Here is a 20,415-nt window from a genome sequence, read left to right as displayed (position 1 = left end):
GCTCCCTCGCCACAACAGCCGTTCAGCTGTGTGTCAGGGGCTGTCGATCGTTCCCTCGCTCCTGCGTGGGAATGTCGCCAGGGACGCTCCGCGTTCCACTTCTTCAAAAACCAAACTCCCCATCCGTGAGCACACCCGGACGTCCAGCGGATGAAGGCCGCTATTGTGGCGAGGGAGCTTGCTCCCGCTGGGGCGCGAAGCGCCCCCCATGAAGCGGCCCACATCAACCTGACACTCCGTGGCGCCTGGTCTTGGGGCCGCTGCGCAGCCCAGCGGGAGCAAGCTCCCTCGCCACAACAGCCGTTCAGCTGTGTGTCAGGAACTGTCGGGGTTCAGCGCAACCCATAGGAATAGACGCGGCCGTCATTGCTGTCGTACCAGTTGCCGTTGGCCCAGATCACCCGGTCCTGCGCGGGTTGAAAACCAAGGATACCCAGGTAGCCGCCAATCGCGAGGCGTTGCCAGGAGCGGCCCCAATCCTTGGAATAAAACACCCCGTTGGCTGAGATGTTCGCGTCCGACCACCCATAGAGCCAGCGCGGTGGATGGTGCTCGCTGGTGGTGTTGATCAGCAGGGTGTCTTGTCCCATCCAGAGATTGTCACCACGCACCTGGGTCTGCGACGCCAGGGGTGAAAACACGCTGGGCAGTTCCCCCATGGGGTTCCAGGTCAACGCGGCGGTGTCCAATTCGGCGACAACAGCTTGCCCGTAGTCGCCCTGGTCAATCAGCCCCATCACCCGCCCGGCGTCGTTCTGCAGCACCTTGTTCACGAACAGGTTGTCGGCACGCTGCACCTCCACGACCTGCCACTGCCCAGCCTTGGCTTGCAGCCGCGCCCGTGTCGTGACGTTAACCGCGATGTTGTCACCGACGCCATCCGGGTGGCTGCCCCAGAAGCGTTGGGAGACCCAGATAAAGGCCGTCTGCGCGTCCAACTGCAGGACACTGGTCTGGACGGTCCCATTTGCGCCTTCGCTGGTGTGCCACTCCGTGATGTCCGGGCGTTTGCCATGGGCGTATTCGGCAGATACGAGCAGCGACTCGGGAGCCATGATCGGCGAGCTGTGCGCACCGCGATCAGCCGAGTAAAAGACGCCGGTGGAAACGGCAGTCGGCTTTGCTTCATCGCCGTCCTCCTTCACCCCGTCCGGCGTGCCTACGGCCCAGACTTCATTCACGCCGTGGAAATAGGGAACCAGGCTCCAGGCCAACGAATCGGCCTCGGGGAACCAACCCTGGGTCAACCACGTCCAGCGCTGGCCTTGATCGTCGCTGCGAAAGACCACGGTCTGATCGGGCTCAGGGGCATTCACGGTCTCAGGTCGACGCAGGCCTGTGAGCAGGAACACACTGGTCCCATCGGGACTGGCCACAAGACAAGCGGCGCCGCTGACATGGGCCACAAGCTGAAACTGCCCTTTGTCATCCAGGCGGGAAATGAAGGAGGTTTCCGTTTCCCCACGAGAGAACAAACGGGAAAAGGCGCCGGGCTCCTCCGGTTCTTCAGTTTCGGCGGGCTTGCCATAAACCACCGCATCCAGGTTTACGACGTCAGCGGACGGTTCGAACGTTTGGGCCTCTTCCTCCAGCCGCCCCACCAGCCAAGTCCCCTGCGGTGTCACCGTCACGCCCGTGCAATACTGGGTCATCGCCCGCAGGCGGGTATCCTTCACGGTGCCCACTTGCTGCTGATCGGGGCCGTCGCCGCCCCACTCCAGCTTGGCACTGGTCAGCATCCACATGTACCACAGCGCCGCGCCGACCAGCAGCGCGACAAATAATCGAGAGAGCAGTTTTGAACGAGACATGGGGAGGTCCGTATCCAGGGGAAAACTGCGAAGCTTTTCTCATCTCTTTTGTCCGGAGTAAATTTTTATCGCACGAGAATGGCCAAACCCGGTCGCATAAATGCCAGCGCTGTGATCCAGGTTACATTCTTCCCGTGACGCCGCCTCACCTGACCGCCCCAGTGCGACAAGCAGATGCCCACAAGGAACGCTCCATGCCCCCACGCTCCGGCCCCGCCGCCTCTTCATTGCCTCAAACCACCGGTTTCGTCCGGGTACGCGGCGCTCGAGAACACAACCTCAAGAACGTCGACGTGGACATCCCCCGCGATGCCCTGGTGGTGTTCACGGGAGTGTCGGGTTCCGGCAAGTCGTCGCTGGCATTTTCCACGCTCTATGCCGAGGCCCAACGTCGTTATTTCGAGTCCGTCGCGCCCTATGCGCGGCGCCTCATCGACCAGGTGGGCGTGCCAGACGTGGACAGCATCGAGGGCCTGCCCCCGGCCGTTGCCTTGCAGCAACAGCGCGGCACACCCAGCGCGCGCTCGTCGGTGGGCAGCGTCACCACCCTGTCGAGCCTGATCCGCATGCTCTATTCACGCGCCGGCAGCTATCCGGCCGACCAACCGATGCTCTATGCCGAGGATTTCTCGCCCAACACGCCCCAAGGCGCCTGCCAGGAATGCCACGGCCTGGGACGAGTCTACGAAGTGACTGAAGCCTCCATGGTGCCGGACCCATCGCTGACCATCCGCGAGCGCGCCGTGGCCGCCTGGCCCATGGCCTGGCAAGGCCAGAACCTGCGGGACATCCTCGTGACCCTGGGCTATGACGTCGACATCCCCTGGCGCGACCTGCCGAAAAAGCAACGGGACTGGATTCTTTTCACCGAGGAAACCCCGACCGTTCCCGTCTACGCGGGACTGACTCCGGCCCAGACCCGCGAAGCACTCAAGCGCAAGCTCGAACCCAGCTACCAGGGCACCTTCAGCGGCGCCCGACGCTACCTGCTGCACACCTTCATGCACTCGCAAAGCGGGCAGATGCGCAAACGCGTGGCCCAATACATGCGCGCCAGCCCCTGCCCGGTGTGCGAGGGCAAACGCCTCAAACGCCAGGCACTGACCGTGACCTTTGCCGGCCTGGACATCGCCGAGCTGTCGCACCTGTCCCTGCTCGAACTGGCCGAGGTGCTCAAGCGGGTCCAGGCCCCTGACTACCTTGAACAAGCCGAAGAAACAGGGGATGTCCTCAGTCACCAGCAAACCCGAAAGGCCCGGGAACAACGCGCCGCCCGGGGCGAAAATCCCCACGCCGGTGGACCGGACGCCCGCCACACACCCAACCTTTCCCTGGAGAAACGCCTGGCCGCACAGCGCATCGCCGCCGAGCTGCTGGAACGGATCACCACCCTGATCGACCTGGGCCTCGGCTACCTCGCCCTGGAGCGCAGCACGCCGACGCTTTCGTCCGGCGAACTGCAACGCCTGCGCCTGGCGACCCAACTCAATTCCCAACTGTTCGGCGTGATCTACGTGCTGGACGAACCCTCCGCCGGCCTGCACCCGGCCGACAGCGAAGCGCTGTTTGGCGCCCTGCAACGCCTCAAGGCAGCGGGCAATTCGGTGTTTGTGGTCGAACATGACCTCGATACCATGCGCCGCGCCGACTGGCTCATCGACGTCGGCCCGGATGCTGGCGAACAAGGCGGGAAAGTCCTCTACAGCGGCCCGCCAACAGGCCTTGCTCAGGTGTCTGAATCACGCACCCGCGCCTACCTTTTTGGCGAAGAACACGCCGCGACACGCAGCCCGCGCGCCCCCAAGGATTGGCTGCGCCTGGAAGGCATCACCCGCAACAACCTCGACAACCTGAGCGCGGCCTTCCCGTTGGGCTGCTTCACCGCCGTGACCGGCATCTCTGGCTCAGGCAAATCCAGCCTCGTCAGCCAGGCCCTGCTGGATCTGGTCGGTGCCCACCTGGGCCAGGCCAGCCCCAACGCCGAGCCCGACGAGCAAAGCCTGGAAGACGAACCCGTGCAAACCAGCGCCGGACGCGTTACTGCAGGGCTCGACGCGGTCAAGCGGCTGGTCCAGGTAGACCAGAAACCCATCGGCCGTACCCCGCGCTCCAACCTCGCCACTTACACCGGGCTGTTCGATCACGTGCGCAAACTGTTCGCTGCCACTGAGCAGGCAAAGGCGCTGGGGTTCGACGCCGGGCGGTTCTCCTTCAACGTCGCCAAGGGTCGCTGCGAGACCTGCGAAGGTGAAGGTTTCGTCAGCGTCGAATTGTTGTTCATGCCCAGCGTGTACGCCCCCTGCCCCACCTGCCACGGCGCGCGCTACAACCCGCAGACCCTGGAGGTTCGCTGGCAGGGCCTGGACATTTCCCAGGTCTTGCAACTGACCGTGAACCAGGCGCTCGAGGTGTTTGCCGAGCAAGCGGCGGCCAGGCGCTCATTGCAAGTGCTGCAGGATATCGGATTGGGCTACCTGCGCCTGGGCCAGCCGGCTACGGAGCTGTCCGGCGGCGAAGCCCAGCGGATCAAGCTGGCGACGGAACTGCAGCGCCAGGCCCGGGGCACGACGTTATATGTATTGGACGAACCCACCAACGGGCTGCATCCCCAGGACGTGGACCGCTTGCTGGTGCAGTTGAATCGCCTGGTGGATGAAGGCCATACGGTGGTTGTGGTGGAACATGACATGCGGGTGGTGGCGCAGAGTGACTGGGTCATCGATATTGGCCCAGGCGCAGGAACCCAGGGCGGAAAGGTGGTCGCTTGTGGGGCTCCGAGGAATGTGGCGAAGTCCCGGGAGAGTCGAACAGCAGGGTTCCTGAAAAGGGCTTTGCAACGTGAAAAATAAAGGTTTTTCAATGTTTCTCGCTGTTGCGGAAAAGCTGTCTATACTGTCCCCAGTTAATCGTTTCAGTCGATGTAATTAACTGCAACCTCAGGGGGCGATGGGCTGAGGCTGCACTGGCAAGGACGCAAAATGACATCACCCCAACTGAAAGAACAAGCCTTACACTGCGGGATGAGGGGTTACTATCGCGCGCTGAAGCGCCCCCCGATGAATTGGATGTGCCCTCCCGATATACCTATCCCCTCCGCAGCTCCGACAGCGGCCACAAAACAACCTGTGGTGATCGGCGCTGAGATTGTAAAACTCATCTACTCCGCTTGGCGAATATCAAGGTGATATACCTGACTGTGCAAAGGTATTCACATTAATATTTATCGAGCGCATCCATTATGCTCAAGCCTATTCCAAGCCACCTGTTCAATTTAATTCAAGAGGTGGAGAATAATATCCCAGGGAAAAGCCACGACGAGTACACCGAGATACTCGGTTGGATGTTCTCGAAACTAGGGCTTGAAAAGTTTGCTTATGTTCATCTGGACGCCGCACCCTTCGATAATGCCAAAGTCTCCATCCACAGCAATTACCCCGCTGAATGGGTGGACACTTACCGCAGAAATTCATTGCATAAATCAGATCCGGTCATGGCCAACACAGCCATTACCGCCACGCCATTTTTCTGGGATGAAATTCCACAAGAACTGGACAATAACCCGGAAATATTTGATCAGTCCGCGTCCTATGGCATCAAACAAGGGTTCACCATTCCGATTCATGAGCCGGGCAGATCGTTCGGTTCTATTCACCTATCCTCGGAAGAGAATGATCCTGACTTCCCAACTATTGTCAGGGAGAATATGGTCATTATTCAGACGCTCAGCATCATCGCCAACCAGCACCGCCCGATTGAGATCGGTGTAGAAAGCACGCTCAAGCTATCGCCCAGGGAAATAGAATTCTTGCACTGGCTTGCGCTTGGAAAAAACTATAAGGAAATTGGCTTGATCATGAATATCACCGAACGAACAGTGAAATTTCATGCCAAGCAAATGACTGAAAAAATGGAGTGCACCAACGTCAAGCAAGCCATGTTCAAAGCGGCGCAGTTGAACCTCATCTAACATTCGTCGCCACTCAACCTTAATACCAGAGCACACTCAGGCGAAATTCACCTGGGATGCGATATTGAAAAGCATGCCGCAGGCAAACAACCCAATCACCAGGGAAATGGCTCGATTTAAAAATCGTCCGGATACAATCGCGTGAAACTTTCGACCACAAAAAGCGCCCGCCGCAATCCACACCAACCCCACCGGAAAAATAATGGCTGAAAATAGCAGCATGAACGACAGCCAGCTATCCAGCGACAGGAATGTTCCCGCCGGCGCAACGAAGGAAACAAAAAACAAGCCTTTTGGATTTGTCAGCGTTGCCACGAACAAATCTGGAACGGTAATACCCGTCGTTGCGCCAGGCCCATGGTCCTTTACCGAAAACCAAAGTTTCAAGGAAATATAAAACAGAAAACACACAGCAAAGATCTTGGTGGCGATCACTACCCACGAGTGTTCGGTTATCAGTAAATCAATGAATACGCCCCACATCGTCATTTGAATAATGTATGCCAACCATTCTGCTGCAACGAAGCGCATCGAAAGCGAATTGAGCCCTCTACTTATTCCCGCTTGCAACAACAATGAGTTCGTTGGTCCCGGGACCAACAACACGGTCAACAACGAAAGCGCAATATAATTCATAGTATCCATCCATATCAGGAGCCGGTACGGCCAGTTTCCAGGGTCAGATCGATCCGTCATCCTTCCACATGACTTCAGGCAGAGCCATGTGAAGTCAGCAACTCAGTCATACGAGGTCAGACAACCAACTTAAATAGAGCAATCACACTAGACCACCATCAATGTGCCATACCTCTTCGAACCGCTTGCCAATCCATAATTCTTGGGCCCCCTGTCCGTGAGTCAACCCGCGATAAAAAGTCACCGAGCCCACGACTAGATGACCTTTTGTTTACAGGCACTAGAGTTTATTTCAGCGCGTCAATTTTTTGATCAAAACAATATCAATCCTTTACAGAACAACACTTCAAGATCGTCAAAAAAACAATAGACCAGATTTATTTCATTTTCAGGCGACACCCTTTAATCAACACCAGTTTGCCACCATTTCGCGCCTATACTTTTTTGGATTCCCAGCAATACAAATCCACAACTAACGAATTCACACCTACTTACTAAGGCGCCTCGCCAGCACACCGCCCTAATTAGGCTACACGCTCTATTAATCAAAGACTGTACTTTAGGACAGTTGAAATACCTTAGTGCAAAGTCAACAGTAGCTTCACCTGCAGCCAAGAAGTCGCACCGATGAACTACTCCCCGTGCACCTATGAATTTTCCGGCGTATCCACCCGCATCGTAAGCTACTCAAACATCCCCCTCGACACCCTCGAACAAATATTGTCCATTCGAAAACTCGCCTTCATCGATCGAAAGAAATGGGACATTAAAAGTTATCAAGGCAGCGATTATGAGTGGGATGAATACGACGACCCCGACGCACTCTATCTCTACGCCCATGAAAACGACCGCGTCACCGGCTGCGTTCGACTACGCCCCTCCAGCAAACCCACATTGATGAGTGGGTCCCTGAGCTTTATTCTTCCCACCGAAAAAACCAGACCGCCTTTGAGTCACTGTTGGGAAGCCACTAGATTTGCACTTTCAGCCAATAATTTTTCCACGAGAAAACTCACCCGAGCTAATGTAGACATTCGCACAGCGGTACTTTTCCTGTCAATGATTAAGTTTGCCCAACAACAAAAAATTCACACGTATGAGATTGTCGTTGACACCCTGATGGCAAAAATCCTGAAACGTTCTGGTTGGCCAATTGAAAGAATCAACAGCGCATTAGGCTCGAAGGGAGAACAGATCATCTACGGCACATTGCCATGCACTTTGAAAACTTATGAGGAGGTCCTCAGCAAAAACGCCATATATCGAACAACTGTACTTACCCACTCGCGCATGGCACACCGCTCGTCAGATAGACTCCATAAATCCCTGGACACTCCCCAGCTACTCGCCGGCCGAAACATTCCGGCAAAGATACCCATGCACACTGAGCTGCAGCTTTAATCAAATAATTGGATGATTTTGGAGAAAGGATGAACCTACAACGATTATTCCCGCACGTTGGCAAAGTCATTGCCAGTACCGGCAGCCGCAACTTCCCTCGGATGTTGCACGACCTGATACTCACGGAAATACCCGTGGACGCAACCCATATTACCGAGCAACGGATCGGCACAAGTAACATGTCTGAACCGAGCGCCTCCAGCATCGGCTGCGTCGGTATGGACAACGCCTGTATCGGTGCCCTCATGGACACGCATACCGCCAAGCCTTTCTTCCTGGCCGACGATATTCTCTTTGAAGACGCAGCACCGCAAAAAATACCCAACTTCTCCCGATGCCTGCTTAAATGCGAGCGCTCGGAAAAATTGCCTGCCTACAGCACAACGACCCAGTTACACCTGAGCACCCGAAAGAATGGCCGTCGTTATGTACTGTCTATTTACCGTTCGCCTCTTTCAAAAGGATTTACCGCCCAAGAACATGCATTGTTGAAAGATTTTTCCTGTCTTTTATTGCCGATGGTCGAAGAGCATGTAGCGGCCCTTGTTCCACCGGAGTCCACTCGGCCGGATCCTTTCCTGGCATTGGACGCTTCGGAAAACGGCGGCATGGAAGCGCTGCGCCAAAGGTTCGCCGATCGACTGCTTTTATCGGGCTTGAGTTTGTCCTCTCGTGAAACGGAAGTCTGTGTGGGTCTGCTGGCCGGGCGTACCGCTCCTGAACTTGCCGAGCAACTGAACCTGAAAGTCAATACCGTCGAAAGTTATCTAAAGCGTGCCGCTATCAAGATGGGAATTGGCGGGCGTCGTTCGCTGATCCGCTGGATGCATTCGATGGATGCCACACCGGCCCACCTGGAATGGAATGGCAGTAACGCCATTCAACAAGCCGTGTAAACCCACCCCCAACGATTGCTCATTCATTGACCGAATCGAGTATTTGTTGGGGGAATATTGTTTTCCCCCTCAACCCTCCCCCGCCACACCGGCTTCCACTGATGTTCGAGTGCGACGCTTCAACCATTCCAACGCATCGTCCACATAAGTAAAAATCACCGGCACCACCAATAGGCTCAACAGCGTCGACGTCAGTAACCCTCCCATGACCACTACCGCCATCGGTTGCCTGAAACTCGGGTCTTCGCCCATTCCCATCGCCGTCGGCAACATCCCGGCGCCCATCGCAACGGTCGTCATCAGGATCGGGCGGGCACGTTTGTGGCAAGCATCCACCAACGCATCGTATCGACCCAGGCCGTAATCGCGGCGAGCCACGATGGCGTACTCCACCAACAAAATGGAGTTCTTGGTCACGATGCCCATCAGCATCAACAAGCCGATGACCGATGGCAGGGAAAAACTGAAATTGCAGATCAGCAAGGCCAATAACGCGCCACCCAGCGAGAGCGGCAGTGCCGAAAGAATCGTGGCCGGTTGCAAGAAGTCGTGGAACAGCAACACCAGGACCGAGTAGATACAGAACACGCCAATGGCCATGGCCAGGCCGAAGCTGGCGAACAGTTCCGTCATCAACTGCAGTTCGCCCTGCTCCACCAACTTCACTTCGGCTGGCAAGTTGCGCATCACCGGCAGTTGGCGGGCCTCGGCCATGACCTCACCCAGGTTGCGACCATTGAGTCCTACAGACAGGGTGACATTGCGCAGGCGGTCCAGCCGGCTGATTTGCGCCGGCCCGCTGCCCATGCTGATGTCCCCCAACGAGGCCAGGGCGACCTGGCCGTCTCGTCCGGTTACCCGCAATTGGCTGATCGCCTGCAGGTCGTCGCGCAACAGCGAATCCATGCGCACCCGCACATCCACCTGGCGCTGGGACAAATTGATCTTGCCCAGTTGCGAAGAGTATTCGCCATAAGTCGCCATGCGCAATGTATCGGCGATGTCCTGGCTGGTGATGCCCAGTTCCGCTGCCCGGGCAAAATCCGGTCGCATTTGGATCTCCGGTCGTTGCAAGGCGCTACTGGACGAGACATTGCCGATCCCGCGCAGCTCACGTAACTGGGGCTCAAGGGCGCTTGCCGTGCGCTCCAGCAGATCGCCGTCATCGCTGGCAAGGACGATATTGAGCTTCTCTCCGCTGCCATCGCCGCCCACGTTGATGCGCACGCCCGGGAGTGTGCGCAACACCTGGCGCATCTGCGCTTCCACCTCCACCTGCTTGCGATCGCGGGCATCCCGGGGAGCAAGTTCCACCGTCAGGACCGCATCGCCAGCGCCGGTGATATCGGCAGGGCTCGAGCCGGAACTGCTGGCGGTCCCCACCGAGCTGAACACATGCGTAACGTCAGGAAGCTCACGCAGCCGCTCGCTGGCCTGCAAGGCCATTGCGCTGGTGTGTTCCAGCGTCGTTCCTGGCGGCAACTCCAACGTGATTTTGCTACGGCCGGTGTCCTGGGCTGGCAGGAAACTGGTGGGCAGCAAGGGCACCAACGCCAGAGCTGCGACGAAGCACAGGCCGGCCAGAGCCATCGTTGTCTTGCGCCGAGTCAGGCTGAGATGAATCCAGCCCAGGTAACGGGTCATCAAGGCGCTGTCATGGTCGGCTTCGTTCCTTGCCTTGAGGAAATAAGCCGCCATCATCGGCGTCAGCAGCCGCGCCACCAGCAGTGAGAACAGCAGCGCAACCGACGCCGTCACACCGAACTGGCGGAACAGCTTCCCGGCGACGCCCCCCATGAACGCCGTGGGCAGGAAAACCGCGACCAGGGTGACCGTCGTGGCGAGCACCGCCAGGCCGATTTCATCCGCAGCCTCGGTGGCGGCCTGGAGCGGGGTCTTGCCCATGCGCAAGTGCCGAGCGATGTTCTCGATCTCGACGATGGCATCGTCCACCAGCACACCGATGACCAACGCCAGGGCCAACAACGAAACAGCGTTGAGGGTAAACCCGGCCAGGTACATCACGCCGAAAGTGGGGATGATCGACAGCGGCAACGCCGTAGCGACGATGAGGGTGGCGCGCCAGTCCCGCAGGAACCACCAGACCACCAGCACCGCCAGCAGCATGCCTTCGTACAGCAAATTCATCGAGTCGTGATAATTGGCGAGCACGGCCTTGACCGTGTCACTGACCTCAACGATCTGCACGTTGGGATGCTGTTTCTCAAACGCGGTCATGGCCTTGCGCACTTCATTGGCGACGCCGACATCGGAGAATCCCAGGGAGCGCGTGACCTGGAATCCGATCACCGGCCGGCCATCGCGAAACGCCCGCGAGCTACGTTCAGCATGGGTGTCACGAATGTCGGCCAACTGCCCCAGGGCAAGCAGGCGCCCGTCGCCACTGGGAATATCGATAGCGCCGAGGGCCGCCGGATCATCAATGGCGCCCAAGGTGCGCATGGCTTGCTGACCGCTGCCCAGATTGCCCTGGCCGCCGGAGTTGTCCTTCTGCATGGCCCGCAACTGGTTGGCGACGTCCGCGACGCGAATGCCCAGGCCCGCCATCAGCGCAGGGTCGAGATCGACCTGGACTTCCCGATCGACGCCGCCCGTACGTGCGATCATGGCCACCCCGGGCACCGCCAACAACTGTTTGCTCAACTCATTGTCGACGAACCAGGACAAGGCTTCTTCATCCAGGTTGTCGGAGTCAATGACATAGGTCAGCAACGCCGAGGCGCTGGTGGTCAGCCGGGCAACCGACGGTGTATCCAGGCTCGCCGGCAGTTGCGCCATGGCACTGTCGACCGCATTGCGCACCTCGTTGAGCGCCTCGTTGCCATCCTTGTCGATGTCAAAGCTGACGTTGATGTTGACGGCACCGTCGGTGATGCTCGTCGTCACGTGCTTGAGCAGGCGCAGGGACGTCAGCTTGTCCTCGATCTTGCGCGCCACTTCCGTTTCCAGTTGCTCCGGGGCCGCACCTTCCAGCGAGGCGCTGATCACCACCGTCGGCAGGTCCATGTCAGGGAAATCCTGGATGGCGAGCTTTTCAAAACCCGACAGGCCAAAGAGCGTCAGCAGGATGAACAGCATGACGGCCGGGACCGGGTGACGGATCGACAAGGCTGAAATGTTCATGGCTGGGCGACCTGGGATTGGACGAGGGTCACGCTCGCGCCATCGTTGAGGAACGCACCGCCGGCACGCACGATGCGCGCCGGCTCATCGAGGCCGCTGAGGATTTCCACGGCCTGATGCATGCGTCGGCCAACCACCACCGGCCGCTGGACAACGTGCATATCGTCATTGAGCGTGAATACATAGGAGCGCCCGTCCCGCAGGATGACGGCAGTGTCTGGCACCGTGACAGCCTCGCGCGGCGCCAATTCGATCTGGCCACTGGCATACATACCGGCCTGGGCGGCGCTGTCGATTGGCAGGGAGACGTAGATCAATCCTCGGCGAGTCTTGGTATCCAACGTAGGCGACACCAGCCGCACGCGCCCTTCCAGGCTCTGGCCGTCAGGCAATGTCATACGGGCGACCTGGCCAGGCTGCACGTGGGCCAGTTGACGGGCATCCAGCTCGGCCTGCCATTCGATGCGGCCGTCGCGCACCATGCGAAACAGCTCGTCGCCGGCAGAAAGCACCTTGCCGAGCAACGCCGTGCGCGCCGAAATGACGCCATCGTCCACGGCGACGATGCGGGTTTGTCCAAGCCTGATCCGCGTACTCTGCAATTCGGCACGGGCGCTGGCGAGGTCAGCCTCGGCGAGCGCGACCTTGATTCGATAGTCTTCGCGCTGTTGCTCCGACAAGGCCCCGCCCTGTCCGACGACCCGGGCACGACGATCATTGGAACGGGCCTGCTCCAGATTGGCATCGGCCTGGGCAACGAGCGCCTTCTGTTTGTTTTCCTCGGCAACCACCGTTTCGCTGGCCAGCGTGGCCAGTAATTGGCCTTTCTTTACCCGGCTGCCCACATCGGCCTCGATGCTGGCGATGCGCAGGTTGCTGGTCTCGGCATTGATGACCGCTTCCTGCCAGGGGGCGAGCGCGCCATTGGCAAACAGCAATTGCGGCCAGACCTGGCGTTGCGCCTGGACGACTTCCACGCTCAAGCTGCTGACCCGGGGCGCGGCCTCGGCCGGCTCAGCGCCCCGGCGAAAATAAATCAACGCCGCCACGATCGCGCACACGACGATTGCCAACGCGAATTTGCCCGGTCTCGACCTCACGCGCCGTCTCCGCCCGATGCCCGACTCCGCGCCAGGGGCTGATCGACCTGCCAGCCGCCTCCCAATGCCTTGTACAGGGCAATCCAGTAGCGCACTTGATCCTGCTGCAAGGTGATCAATTCAATCTCGGCGGTCAGCGCCTGGCGGCGGGCGGTTTCCCGGTCCAGCAGGCTGACGTTGCCCGCCTGCCAACCGCGGTCGATAGCCTCGAAAGACTCACGGAAACCCGCGGTGGAACGTTCCACATCCGACTCCCGGCGACGTGCCGCATCGAGACGCACCAACGCCTGCTCCACTTCCATCACACCGGTGCGCAGCGTTTGGCGATAGACCGCCAGAGCCGCTTCATACGAGGCCTTGGCACCCTCCGCCGCCGCGCGACGCTTGCCACCGTCGAACAGCGGAATCGACAGTACCGGGCCCAATGACCAGGAGCGGTTGCGCTGACCGACCATGGTGCCCACGGAAATCGTCCCGGAAAGACTCAAGCTCGGCAGGCGCTCAGCCTGGGCCACGCCAATCTCGGCATTCGCCGCGGCCAGCTCACGCTCGCGGGAGGCGATGTCCGGGCGCTGGCGCAGCAAGTCGGCCGGAATCTGCTGCACACTGAGTTCGGCCGGTTGCGGCAGTTGCGCCGGCGTGTAGCCGAGCACCTCCAGCAGTTGCCCCTCATCACTGCCTGTCAACGCCACCAGGCTCTTGAGCAGCACCTGGCATTCACTCTGTTGCTGGACCAGGGCCGCAGCGCTGCTGGCGGCACTGGCATCGGCCAGCGCCGCGTCGGCCGAGGACGTGAAGCCCGCCCCGAACGACTGACGCGTCATGCGCGCGGTGTCTTGTTGTGACAGGGCCTGGTCGCGGTAGGCCAATACCAACTTTTGGCATCCGCGGTATTGCACATAGGAGTCGCCGACTTGGGCCGCCAGCGAAACCCTCGCTTCATGCCAGTCATCCACCCGTGCCTCGACACGGGAGCTAGCCGCTTCATTGTTGCGTCGCAGTTTGCCGAACAGATCAAGTTCCCAGGCGGCATCCATCGTTGCCGAGGAACCTGAGCCCCCCAGGCGCTCCGAACCGGTCTGCTGTCCACCTCGGCCACCGGACAGCCTGCCGTCGAACGTGGGCAAGGCATCGGCGGCATCACTGTCGGCGGTCGCACGGGCCAGGGAGATATTGGCCCAGGCCTGGTCCATGGACGGGCTATCGGCTTCGGCCAGGCGCAACAGTTCGGCCAACGCCGGGTCATCGAATTGCCGCCACCAGTCGACCAATGCCGCCACGGACGCGCCGTGGGGCACCGGAGCCTGCCACTTGGCGGCGATCGGGACGTCCGGCACCCGATAGTCTGGGCCCAATACGCAGCCACTCAAGGCCACCGCACACAGTGTCACCAGTAATATGCTCGCTGGGGGCTTGAAGACATGCATAGCGTTCTCTAAGGGCGTCTACAGGTGACAACACAGCAAGGCACCCGGCACCGGCACAGCTCAGGGAGGCGGCAGATTATTAACGATGGCTTGATGAGGCTCGTGTGGCAGTTATTTAACCGCGCGCCCGTTCCGATGTCTGGCGTGGAAATTGGGGACAGCTGCCGGCAGGAAAACTCGCGATAAAGACGGGGGCCTGTTGAAATGATCTCGACCTGCCCAGTAATGGCTGCACTTGCTGTCGAGCATGAATGGCCCCCGCTCGGTTCACTTTCCATCGCCAATGGATGATCGAATATGGAAGCACTCACTTACCTCGAAAACATCGAGTCGAACGCACGCACCTATGCGCAGACTTTCCAGCGACTGTTCGTCAGCGGCAAGGGCATGCGTATCAAGGATGCCAGCGGCCAGGAGTTCCTCGATTGCCTGTCGAACGCCGGGACACTGGCCCTCGGGCACAACCCGCCCGAAGTCCGGGATGCGGTGATGCGCTTCCTCGACAGCGACCACCTGCAGCAGGCGCTGGACTTGGCCACGCCGGCCAAACACGCGTTTGTGCAGGAACTGTTCTCGATGCTGCCGGCGAAAATGCGCGACACCAGCAAGATTCTCTTCTGCGGGCCCAGCGGTTCGGATGCCGTCGAGGCCGCCATCAAGTTGGCCCGCCACTACACCAAACGCTCGCCCTTGATGGCGTTCCACGGCGGCTACCATGGGATGACGGCCGGTGCACTGTCGGCGATGGGCAAGCTGTCTCCCAAGACCGGCGACGGCATGATTGCCCAAGGCACGCACTTTCTGCCCTTCCCCTATCGGTTTCGATGCCCGTTCGGCACGAATGGCGAACACACCGATCAACTGTCCATCGACTACATCCGTACCGTCCTTTCGGACCCCGAAGGCGGCGTCGCCAAACCGGCGGCGGTCATCGTCGAGGTGGTGCAAGGCGAAGGCGGTTGCATCCCGGCCTCGGCCAACTGGCTGCGGGCCCTGCGGGAAATCACTCTGGAGCAGGGGATCTTGCTGATCGTCGACGAAGTCCAGACCGGCCTGGGGCGCACCGGCAGCACCTTCGCCATCGAGCACGCCGGCATCGTCCCCGACATCCTGGTGCTGTCCAAAGCCATCGGCGGTGGCTACCCATTGGCAGTGATCGTATATGCCGAACATCTGGATACCTGGGAGCCTGGCATGCATGCGGGAACCTTTCGCGGCAATCAGGTGGCAATGGTTGCCGGCGCCGCTACCATGCAGCAGATCCGTAGAGACCATCTCGTCGCCCATGCCGCGCGAATGGGCGAGCGACTGGAGAGCGGCCTGCGGGACATCGCGCAGCGTTTTCCGTTCATCGGCGACATCCGCGGTCGCGGGTTGATGATCGGCGTGGAAATCACCCAGCCGGCACACAATCAGCGCGCCGGCCAGGCTGACGGCGCACGTGCACACGCCATCAAGCTCAACTGCTTCGACAATGGCTTGATGATGGAAACCGGCGGGCGCCATGGCGCAGTGCTCCGGTTCCTGCCGCCCCTGACCATCACCGAGACCGAAGTCGGCATGGTGCTGGACCGCTTCGAACAGGCGGTGAAGAAAGTTGGCGAAACTCGTCCGCAGGCGGCACGCATAGCGGTATAGGGCGCCAGGCACAGTTCCTGTGGCGAGGGAGCTTGCTCCCGCTGGGTCGCGAAGCGGCCCCAACACGGTCGACTCCATCAACCAGACGGACCGAGCTGCCAGGGTTTAGGGCTGCTTCGCAGCCCAGCGGGAGCAAGCTCCCTCGCCACAGGTTCCATGTCTGGCCTCAGGTTCCATGCCTGGCCTCAGGTTCGATGCCTGGCCTCAAGTTCCATATCTGGCTTCATGCTTGACCATCACCGAGACCGAGGTCGGCATGGTGCTGGACCGCTTCGAACAGGCGAGAAGGTTGGCGAAACACGCTCCCATGAAGCATGCGTCGCGGTATAAGGCGCCAGGCACAATTCCTGTGGCGAGGGAGCTTGCTCCCGCTGGGTCGCGAAGCGGCCCCAACACGGTCGACTCCATCAACCAGACGGACCGAGCTGCCAGGGTTTAGGGCTGCTTCGCAGCCCAGCGGGAGCAAGCTCCCTCGCCACAGGTTCCATGTCTGGCTTCAGGTTCCGTGCCTGGCCTCAAGTTCCATATCTGGCTTCATGCTTGACCATCACCGAGACCGAGGTCGGCATGGTGCTGGACCGCTTCGAACAGGCGAGAAGGTTGGCGAAACACGCTCCCATGAAGCATGCGTCGCGGTATAAGGCGCCAGGCACAATTCCTGTGGCGAGGGAGCTTGCTCCCGCTGGGTCGCGAAGCGGCCCCAACACGGTCGACTCCATCAACCAGACGGACCGAGCTGCCAGGGTTTAGGGCTGCTTCGCAGCCCAGCGGGAGCAAGCTCCCTCGCCACAGGTTCCATGTCTGGCCTCAGGTTCCATGCCTGGCTTCAGGTTCCGTGCCTGGCCTCAAGTTCCATATCTGGCTTCATGCTTGACCATCACCGAGACCGAGGTCGGCATGGTGCTGGACCGCTTCGAACAGGCGAGAAGGTTGGCGAAACACGCTCCCATGAAGCATGCGTCGCGGTATAAGGCGCCAGGCACAATTCCTGTGGCGAGGGAGCTTGCTCCCGCTGGGTCGCGAAGCGGCCCCAACACGGTCGACTCCATCAACCAGACGGACCGAGCTGCCAGGGTTTAGGGCTGCTTCGCAGCCCAGCGGGAGCAAGCTCCCTCGCCACAGATTCTATGCCTGGCCTCAGGTTCCATGTCTGGCTTCAGGTTCCGTGCCTGACTTCAGGTTCCATGCCTGGCTTCGAGCCCGGCAGCCCGGCTCAATCCCGCGCCAATGCATTGATCGGATCGAGCCGCGCGGCATTGCGCGCAGGCACGAAGCCGAACACGACTCCGATCAGGGTCGAACAGACGACAGCGGTGATGATCGAGCCCACCGAGAACACCATCTGCCACTCCTTGACGAAGATCGAAAAGACGTAGCCGATACCAAACGACAAGGCGATACCAATCATCCCCCCCATCAGGCACACCATCACCGCCTCCACCAGGAACTGCTGGCGGATGTCCGACTGGCGTGCACCGACGGCCATGCGGATACCTATCTCGCGGGTACGTTCGGTCACCGAGACGAGCATGATATTCATCACACCGATGCCACCGACCACCAGCGAAATAATTGCAATCAACGAGAGCAGCAGCGCCAGGGACTGGCTGGTCTTCTGCACTGTTTGCATCACACTGTCGAGGTTGTAGGTGAAAAAGTCCTTGATGCCATGGCGTTGGGTCAGGAGCTTGACGACGTGATCTTCTACGATTTTGCTCGGCTGACCATCCTTTATCCGCACCGTAACGCTGTCCAGGAAGCGCTGGCCCAGCAATCGGCCGGCCGCCGTCTCATAGGGCATCCATACGTTCAGGTTCTTGTTGGTGTTGAACACGCTTTTGCGGTCTTCGGTCACGCCGATGATCGTACAAGGCAGGTTGTCGATGAGAATCACCTTGCCCAACGGATCACTGTTCGGGAACAGTCGCTGGCGGGTATTGTGGTCGATCACCACCACTTGAGACTGGCGCCGGGCATCGTCCTTGCTGAACGCGACGCCGGAGCCGATCTTGATCCCACGAACCTGGAAATAGCTCTCGCTGACACCGTTGACGGTCGCGTTGATGTCGATGTTTTCAAACCGCAAGAGCAGATTACGGCCAACGTTGGGCGTCGCGCTGTCGATGTAATACTGGTCGCTCAAGGCCGTCACGTCGGACAGCACCAGGGTTTCGATAGCGGTCGAGCGACTGTCCCCCCAGTCAGCCCCAGGCATGATCTCGATCGTATTACTGCCAATCGCCTGGATATCCTTCAGGACATACGCCTTGACCCCTTCGCCGATGGCCACGATCGAAACCACCGAAGTGATACCAATAATGATGCCCAACATGGTCAACAGGGTGCGCATTCGATGCGAGATCAGTGCCACCCAGGCCATATTGAACGCTTCGCTGAACAAGCCGAAGCTGGCGCGCAGTCCGTTCACCGGCTTGACCTTGGCCGGACGTGTGCCTTGCGGCGACTGATCCTCCAAGGGTTGTTGCGGATTGGGCCGATCACTGACGATCTCGCCGTCGCGGATCTCGATGATGCGCTGGGCGTGGGCCGCCACTTTCTCATCGTGGGTCACGATGATGACCGTGTGTCCCGCCCTGTTGAGCTCCAGCAGAATCTTCATCACCTCCTTGCCACTGGTGGTGTCCAGCGCACCGGTGGGTTCATCCGCCAGAATGATGTCGCCGCCGTTCATCAGGGCCCGGGCGATACTCACCCGCTGCTGCTGGCCACCCGAAAGCTGGTTGGGCCGATTGCTCAAATGCCCCATCAACCCCAGGCGTTTCAACAGCTCTCCGGCACGGCTGTGCCGTTGCGACTCGGCGGCGCCGGCATAAATCGCCGGCATCTCGACGTTGTGCAAGGCGCTCAGGTGCGGCAGCAAATGGTAGCGCTGGAAAATGAAACCAAAGTGATCACGACGCAACACCGCCAGTTCACGGTCGTTCATCGAACCGGTTTCGCGCCCATCCACCTTGTAGCTCCCGGCGCTCGGATGGTCGAGGCAGCCAAGCACGTTCATCAGGGTCGATTTGCCGGAGCCGGACGCCCCGGTAATCGCAACCACCTCGCCGGCATTGATCGTCAGGTTGATGTCCTTGAGGGCGATGAAGGCCTTTTCGCCGGCCTGGAAGCTGCGGGTAATGCCTTTGAGTTCCAGCAATGGTTGGGTCATGGTCAGGCTCCCGCCACGGCCGGGATCGGCTCGCCGATGACGACCTTGTCACCCTCAGCCAGGCCATCCTTGATCTCGACCCTGACGTTGTTGTTGATGCCCATGTTCACATTACGCGGCTGGGCCTTGCCTTCGGCATCCAGCACACGGACCACGTAGCTGCCATCCTGGTTTTTCGCACCCAGGGCGGCGACGGGAACCGTCAACACGTCCTTGGCCTTGTCGAGGACGATACGGACCTGGGCCGTCATGGAAATGCGCAGGCGATGGTCAGGGTTAGGCACATCGAAGAGGCTGTTGTAGAACACTGCGGTATTTTGCTTGGGCGTCCCGGCGTTCTGGGTTTCGAGGAAGTTCTGCGGCGCCGGTTCAGTGCCGCGCAGCTTGGCGTAATAACGCTTTTCCGATTCCCCCAGGATGGTGAAATACACTTCTTGGCCAGGCACGATGTGGATCACGTCGGCTTCCGACACCTGCGCCTTGACTGTCATGGTGTCGAGGTCGGCGAGCTTGAGCAGGACCGGCGCCAGTTGCTCGGCGATCACGGTCTGGCCTTCCTGCGTCACGACCCCGACCACGTAGCCATCGATCGGCGCAACGATATGGGTGTAGGCCAGGTTGACCCGCGCGGTTTCCACTTGGATGCGGGCGTCTTTTATCTGCGCATTGAGGGAGAGCAGGTTCGCCTCTTCCACCCTGTAGTTGGACTCGGCGGTCTCGTATTCCTGCTTGGAGATCGCGTCGTCCGGTTGCAGTTTCTTGTAGCGATCATAGGTGGCCTTGGCGTCCTTGAGTTGCGCCGCCGTAGCCTGCCGCTTGGCCACCAGGTTCTCCTCGTTGACCAGGGCCTGGCGCAAGGAGTTCTGCGCCAGCATCGGATCGATTTCCGCCAGCCATTGACCCTTCTTGACCTTGTCGCCCAATTTGACCTTGAGCGATTTCAACTGGCCCGACACCTGGGCACCGACGTCGACCTGCTTGATGCCCTCGAGCGTGCCGGAGGCCAGCACCGCGTTCTCGATGTCCGTGCGTTCGACCTCGGCGGTCAGGTACTCCGGCGGTTTGCCCGGCGATTGCGCGCTGTAGAAAATCAGACCGGCCACCACGACCAGGACGAGCACGATAGCGATTTTGCGAAACTTCGACTTTTCCATAAATAACCATGAGTGCGTTGATTTCAGGCCCGGCCAGCGTGGCGCCGGGTTCCATGGATGTGCGTCAAG

General features: G+C 59.7%; 11 protein-coding genes and 2 pseudogenes. 5 read left to right on the top strand and 8 right to left on the bottom strand.

The window, feature by feature from the left end; genetic code table 11:
• Positions 1-332 precede the first annotated feature (332 nt).
• Positions 333-1,811 carry a hypothetical protein gene (locus tag J3P85_RS12460; protein WP_434706028.1) on the bottom strand — a complete coding sequence of 493 codons (1,479 nt, stop codon included), beginning with the start codon at positions 1,809-1,811 and terminating at the stop codon, positions 333-335.
• Positions 1,812-2,005: 194 nt separating this feature from the next.
• Between J3P85_RS12460 and J3P85_RS12455 the strand changes: the two genes are divergently transcribed.
• Together J3P85_RS12455 and J3P85_RS12450 are read left to right on the top strand one after the other, a co-directional pair.
• Positions 2,006-4,660 (top strand): excinuclease ABC subunit A, encoded by a 2,655-nt coding sequence (locus tag J3P85_RS12455; protein ID WP_434706027.1) that lies wholly within the window; start codon positions 2,006-2,008, stop codon positions 4,658-4,660.
• A gap of 389 nt (positions 4,661-5,049) precedes the next feature.
• Positions 5,050-5,778 carry a helix-turn-helix transcriptional regulator gene (locus J3P85_RS12450; RefSeq protein ID WP_434706026.1) on the top strand — a complete coding sequence of 243 codons (729 nt, stop codon included), beginning with the start codon at positions 5,050-5,052 and terminating at the stop codon, positions 5,776-5,778.
• Between the two features lie 36 nt (positions 5,779-5,814).
• On the opposite strand, the gene J3P85_RS12445 is transcribed toward J3P85_RS12450, so the two are convergent.
• A complete protein-coding gene (locus J3P85_RS12445; RefSeq protein WP_434706025.1) occupies positions 5,815-6,414 on the bottom strand; it encodes a LysE family translocator in 600 nt (199 codons plus the stop codon).
• Between the two features lie 627 nt (positions 6,415-7,041).
• On the opposite strand from J3P85_RS12445, the gene J3P85_RS12440 reads away from it, so the two are divergent.
• Together J3P85_RS12440 and J3P85_RS12435 are read left to right on the top strand one after the other, a co-directional pair.
• Positions 7,042-7,815: an acyl-homoserine-lactone synthase gene (locus J3P85_RS12440; RefSeq protein ID WP_434706024.1), complete on the top strand. Its 774-nt coding sequence runs from the start codon at positions 7,042-7,044 to the stop codon at positions 7,813-7,815.
• Between the two features lie 29 nt (positions 7,816-7,844).
• The gene (locus J3P85_RS12435; protein ID WP_434706023.1) at positions 7,845-8,711 is read left to right on the top strand and encodes a helix-turn-helix transcriptional regulator; all 867 of its coding nucleotides are present in this window, start codon (positions 7,845-7,847) and stop codon (positions 8,709-8,711) included.
• A 69-nt stretch (positions 8,712-8,780) separates the two neighbouring features.
• Here J3P85_RS12435 and J3P85_RS12430 read toward each other — a convergent pair whose 3' ends face one another.
• The 3 genes from J3P85_RS12430 to J3P85_RS12420 are packed head-to-tail and all read right to left on the bottom strand — an operon-like array spanning position 8,781 to position 14,346.
• Entirely contained in the window at positions 8,781-11,855 is a 3,075-nt protein-coding gene (locus J3P85_RS12430) for an efflux RND transporter permease subunit (protein WP_434706022.1), read from the bottom strand.
• Positions 11,852-12,955, bottom strand: a complete 1,104-nt coding sequence (locus J3P85_RS12425) for an efflux RND transporter periplasmic adaptor subunit (protein ID WP_434706021.1) — start codon at positions 12,953-12,955, stop codon at positions 11,852-11,854. The genes J3P85_RS12430 and J3P85_RS12425 overlap by 4 nt, the downstream gene beginning before the upstream one ends.
• Positions 12,952-14,346 (bottom strand): efflux transporter outer membrane subunit, encoded by a 1,395-nt coding sequence (locus J3P85_RS12420; RefSeq protein ID WP_434706020.1) that lies wholly within the window; start codon positions 14,344-14,346, stop codon positions 12,952-12,954. Before J3P85_RS12420 ends, J3P85_RS12425 begins: the two co-directional genes overlap by 4 nt.
• 333 nt (positions 14,347-14,679) lie before the next feature.
• Here J3P85_RS12420 and J3P85_RS12415 point away from each other — a divergent pair, with 333 nt between their 5' ends.
• Complete coding sequence (locus J3P85_RS12415) at positions 14,680-16,020, top strand: diaminobutyrate--2-oxoglutarate transaminase family protein (RefSeq protein ID WP_434706019.1); 1,341 nt, start codon at positions 14,680-14,682, stop codon at positions 16,018-16,020.
• A 1,213-nt stretch (positions 16,021-17,233) separates the two neighbouring features.
• On the opposite strand, the pseudogene J3P85_RS12410 reads toward J3P85_RS12415, so the two are convergent.
• From J3P85_RS12410 to macA, 3 genes and pseudogenes are all read right to left on the bottom strand, one after another.
• A pseudogene (locus J3P85_RS12410) lies at positions 17,234-18,436 on the bottom strand (ABC transporter permease); the annotation flags it as partial.
• A gap of 68 nt (positions 18,437-18,504) precedes the next feature.
• Positions 18,505-19,192: pseudogene (locus J3P85_RS12405) on the bottom strand (ABC transporter ATP-binding protein); the annotation flags it as partial.
• Positions 19,193-19,194: 2 nt separating this feature from the next.
• Positions 19,195-20,346, bottom strand: coding sequence for a macrolide transporter subunit MacA (gene macA, locus J3P85_RS12400; RefSeq protein WP_434706018.1), 1,152 nt, complete (start codon positions 20,344-20,346; stop codon positions 19,195-19,197).
• Positions 20,347-20,415 lie beyond the last annotated feature (69 nt).

It is taken from the genome of Pseudomonas sp. Z1-12, assembly GCF_051132015.1.
Taxonomy (GTDB): Bacteria; Pseudomonadota; Gammaproteobacteria; order Pseudomonadales; family Pseudomonadaceae; genus Aquipseudomonas; species Aquipseudomonas zanjanensis.
The sequence above is the reverse complement of the archived record's forward strand: the minus strand, read 5'-3'. Positions and strand labels throughout refer to the sequence as shown.

Coding starts and splice junctions, on each gene's coding strand:
- J3P85_RS12460 (WP_434706028.1), bottom strand. CDS start 1,811: ATGTCTCGTTCAAAACTGCTCTCTCGATTATTTGTCGCGCTGCTGGTC.
- J3P85_RS12455 (WP_434706027.1), top strand. CDS start 2,006: ATGCCCCCACGCTCCGGCCCCGCCGCCTCTTCATTGCCTCAAACCACC.
- J3P85_RS12450 (WP_434706026.1), top strand. CDS start 5,050: ATGCTCAAGCCTATTCCAAGCCACCTGTTCAATTTAATTCAAGAGGTG.
- J3P85_RS12445 (WP_434706025.1), bottom strand. CDS start 6,414: ATGAATTATATTGCGCTTTCGTTGTTGACCGTGTTGTTGGTCCCGGGA.
- J3P85_RS12440 (WP_434706024.1), top strand. CDS start 7,042: ATGAACTACTCCCCGTGCACCTATGAATTTTCCGGCGTATCCACCCGC.
- J3P85_RS12435 (WP_434706023.1), top strand. CDS start 7,845: ATGAACCTACAACGATTATTCCCGCACGTTGGCAAAGTCATTGCCAGT.
- J3P85_RS12430 (WP_434706022.1), bottom strand. CDS start 11,855: ATGAACATTTCAGCCTTGTCGATCCGTCACCCGGTCCCGGCCGTCATG.
- J3P85_RS12415 (WP_434706019.1), top strand. CDS start 14,680: ATGGAAGCACTCACTTACCTCGAAAACATCGAGTCGAACGCACGCACC.
- macA (WP_434706018.1), bottom strand. CDS start 20,346: ATGGAAAAGTCGAAGTTTCGCAAAATCGCTATCGTGCTCGTCCTGGTC.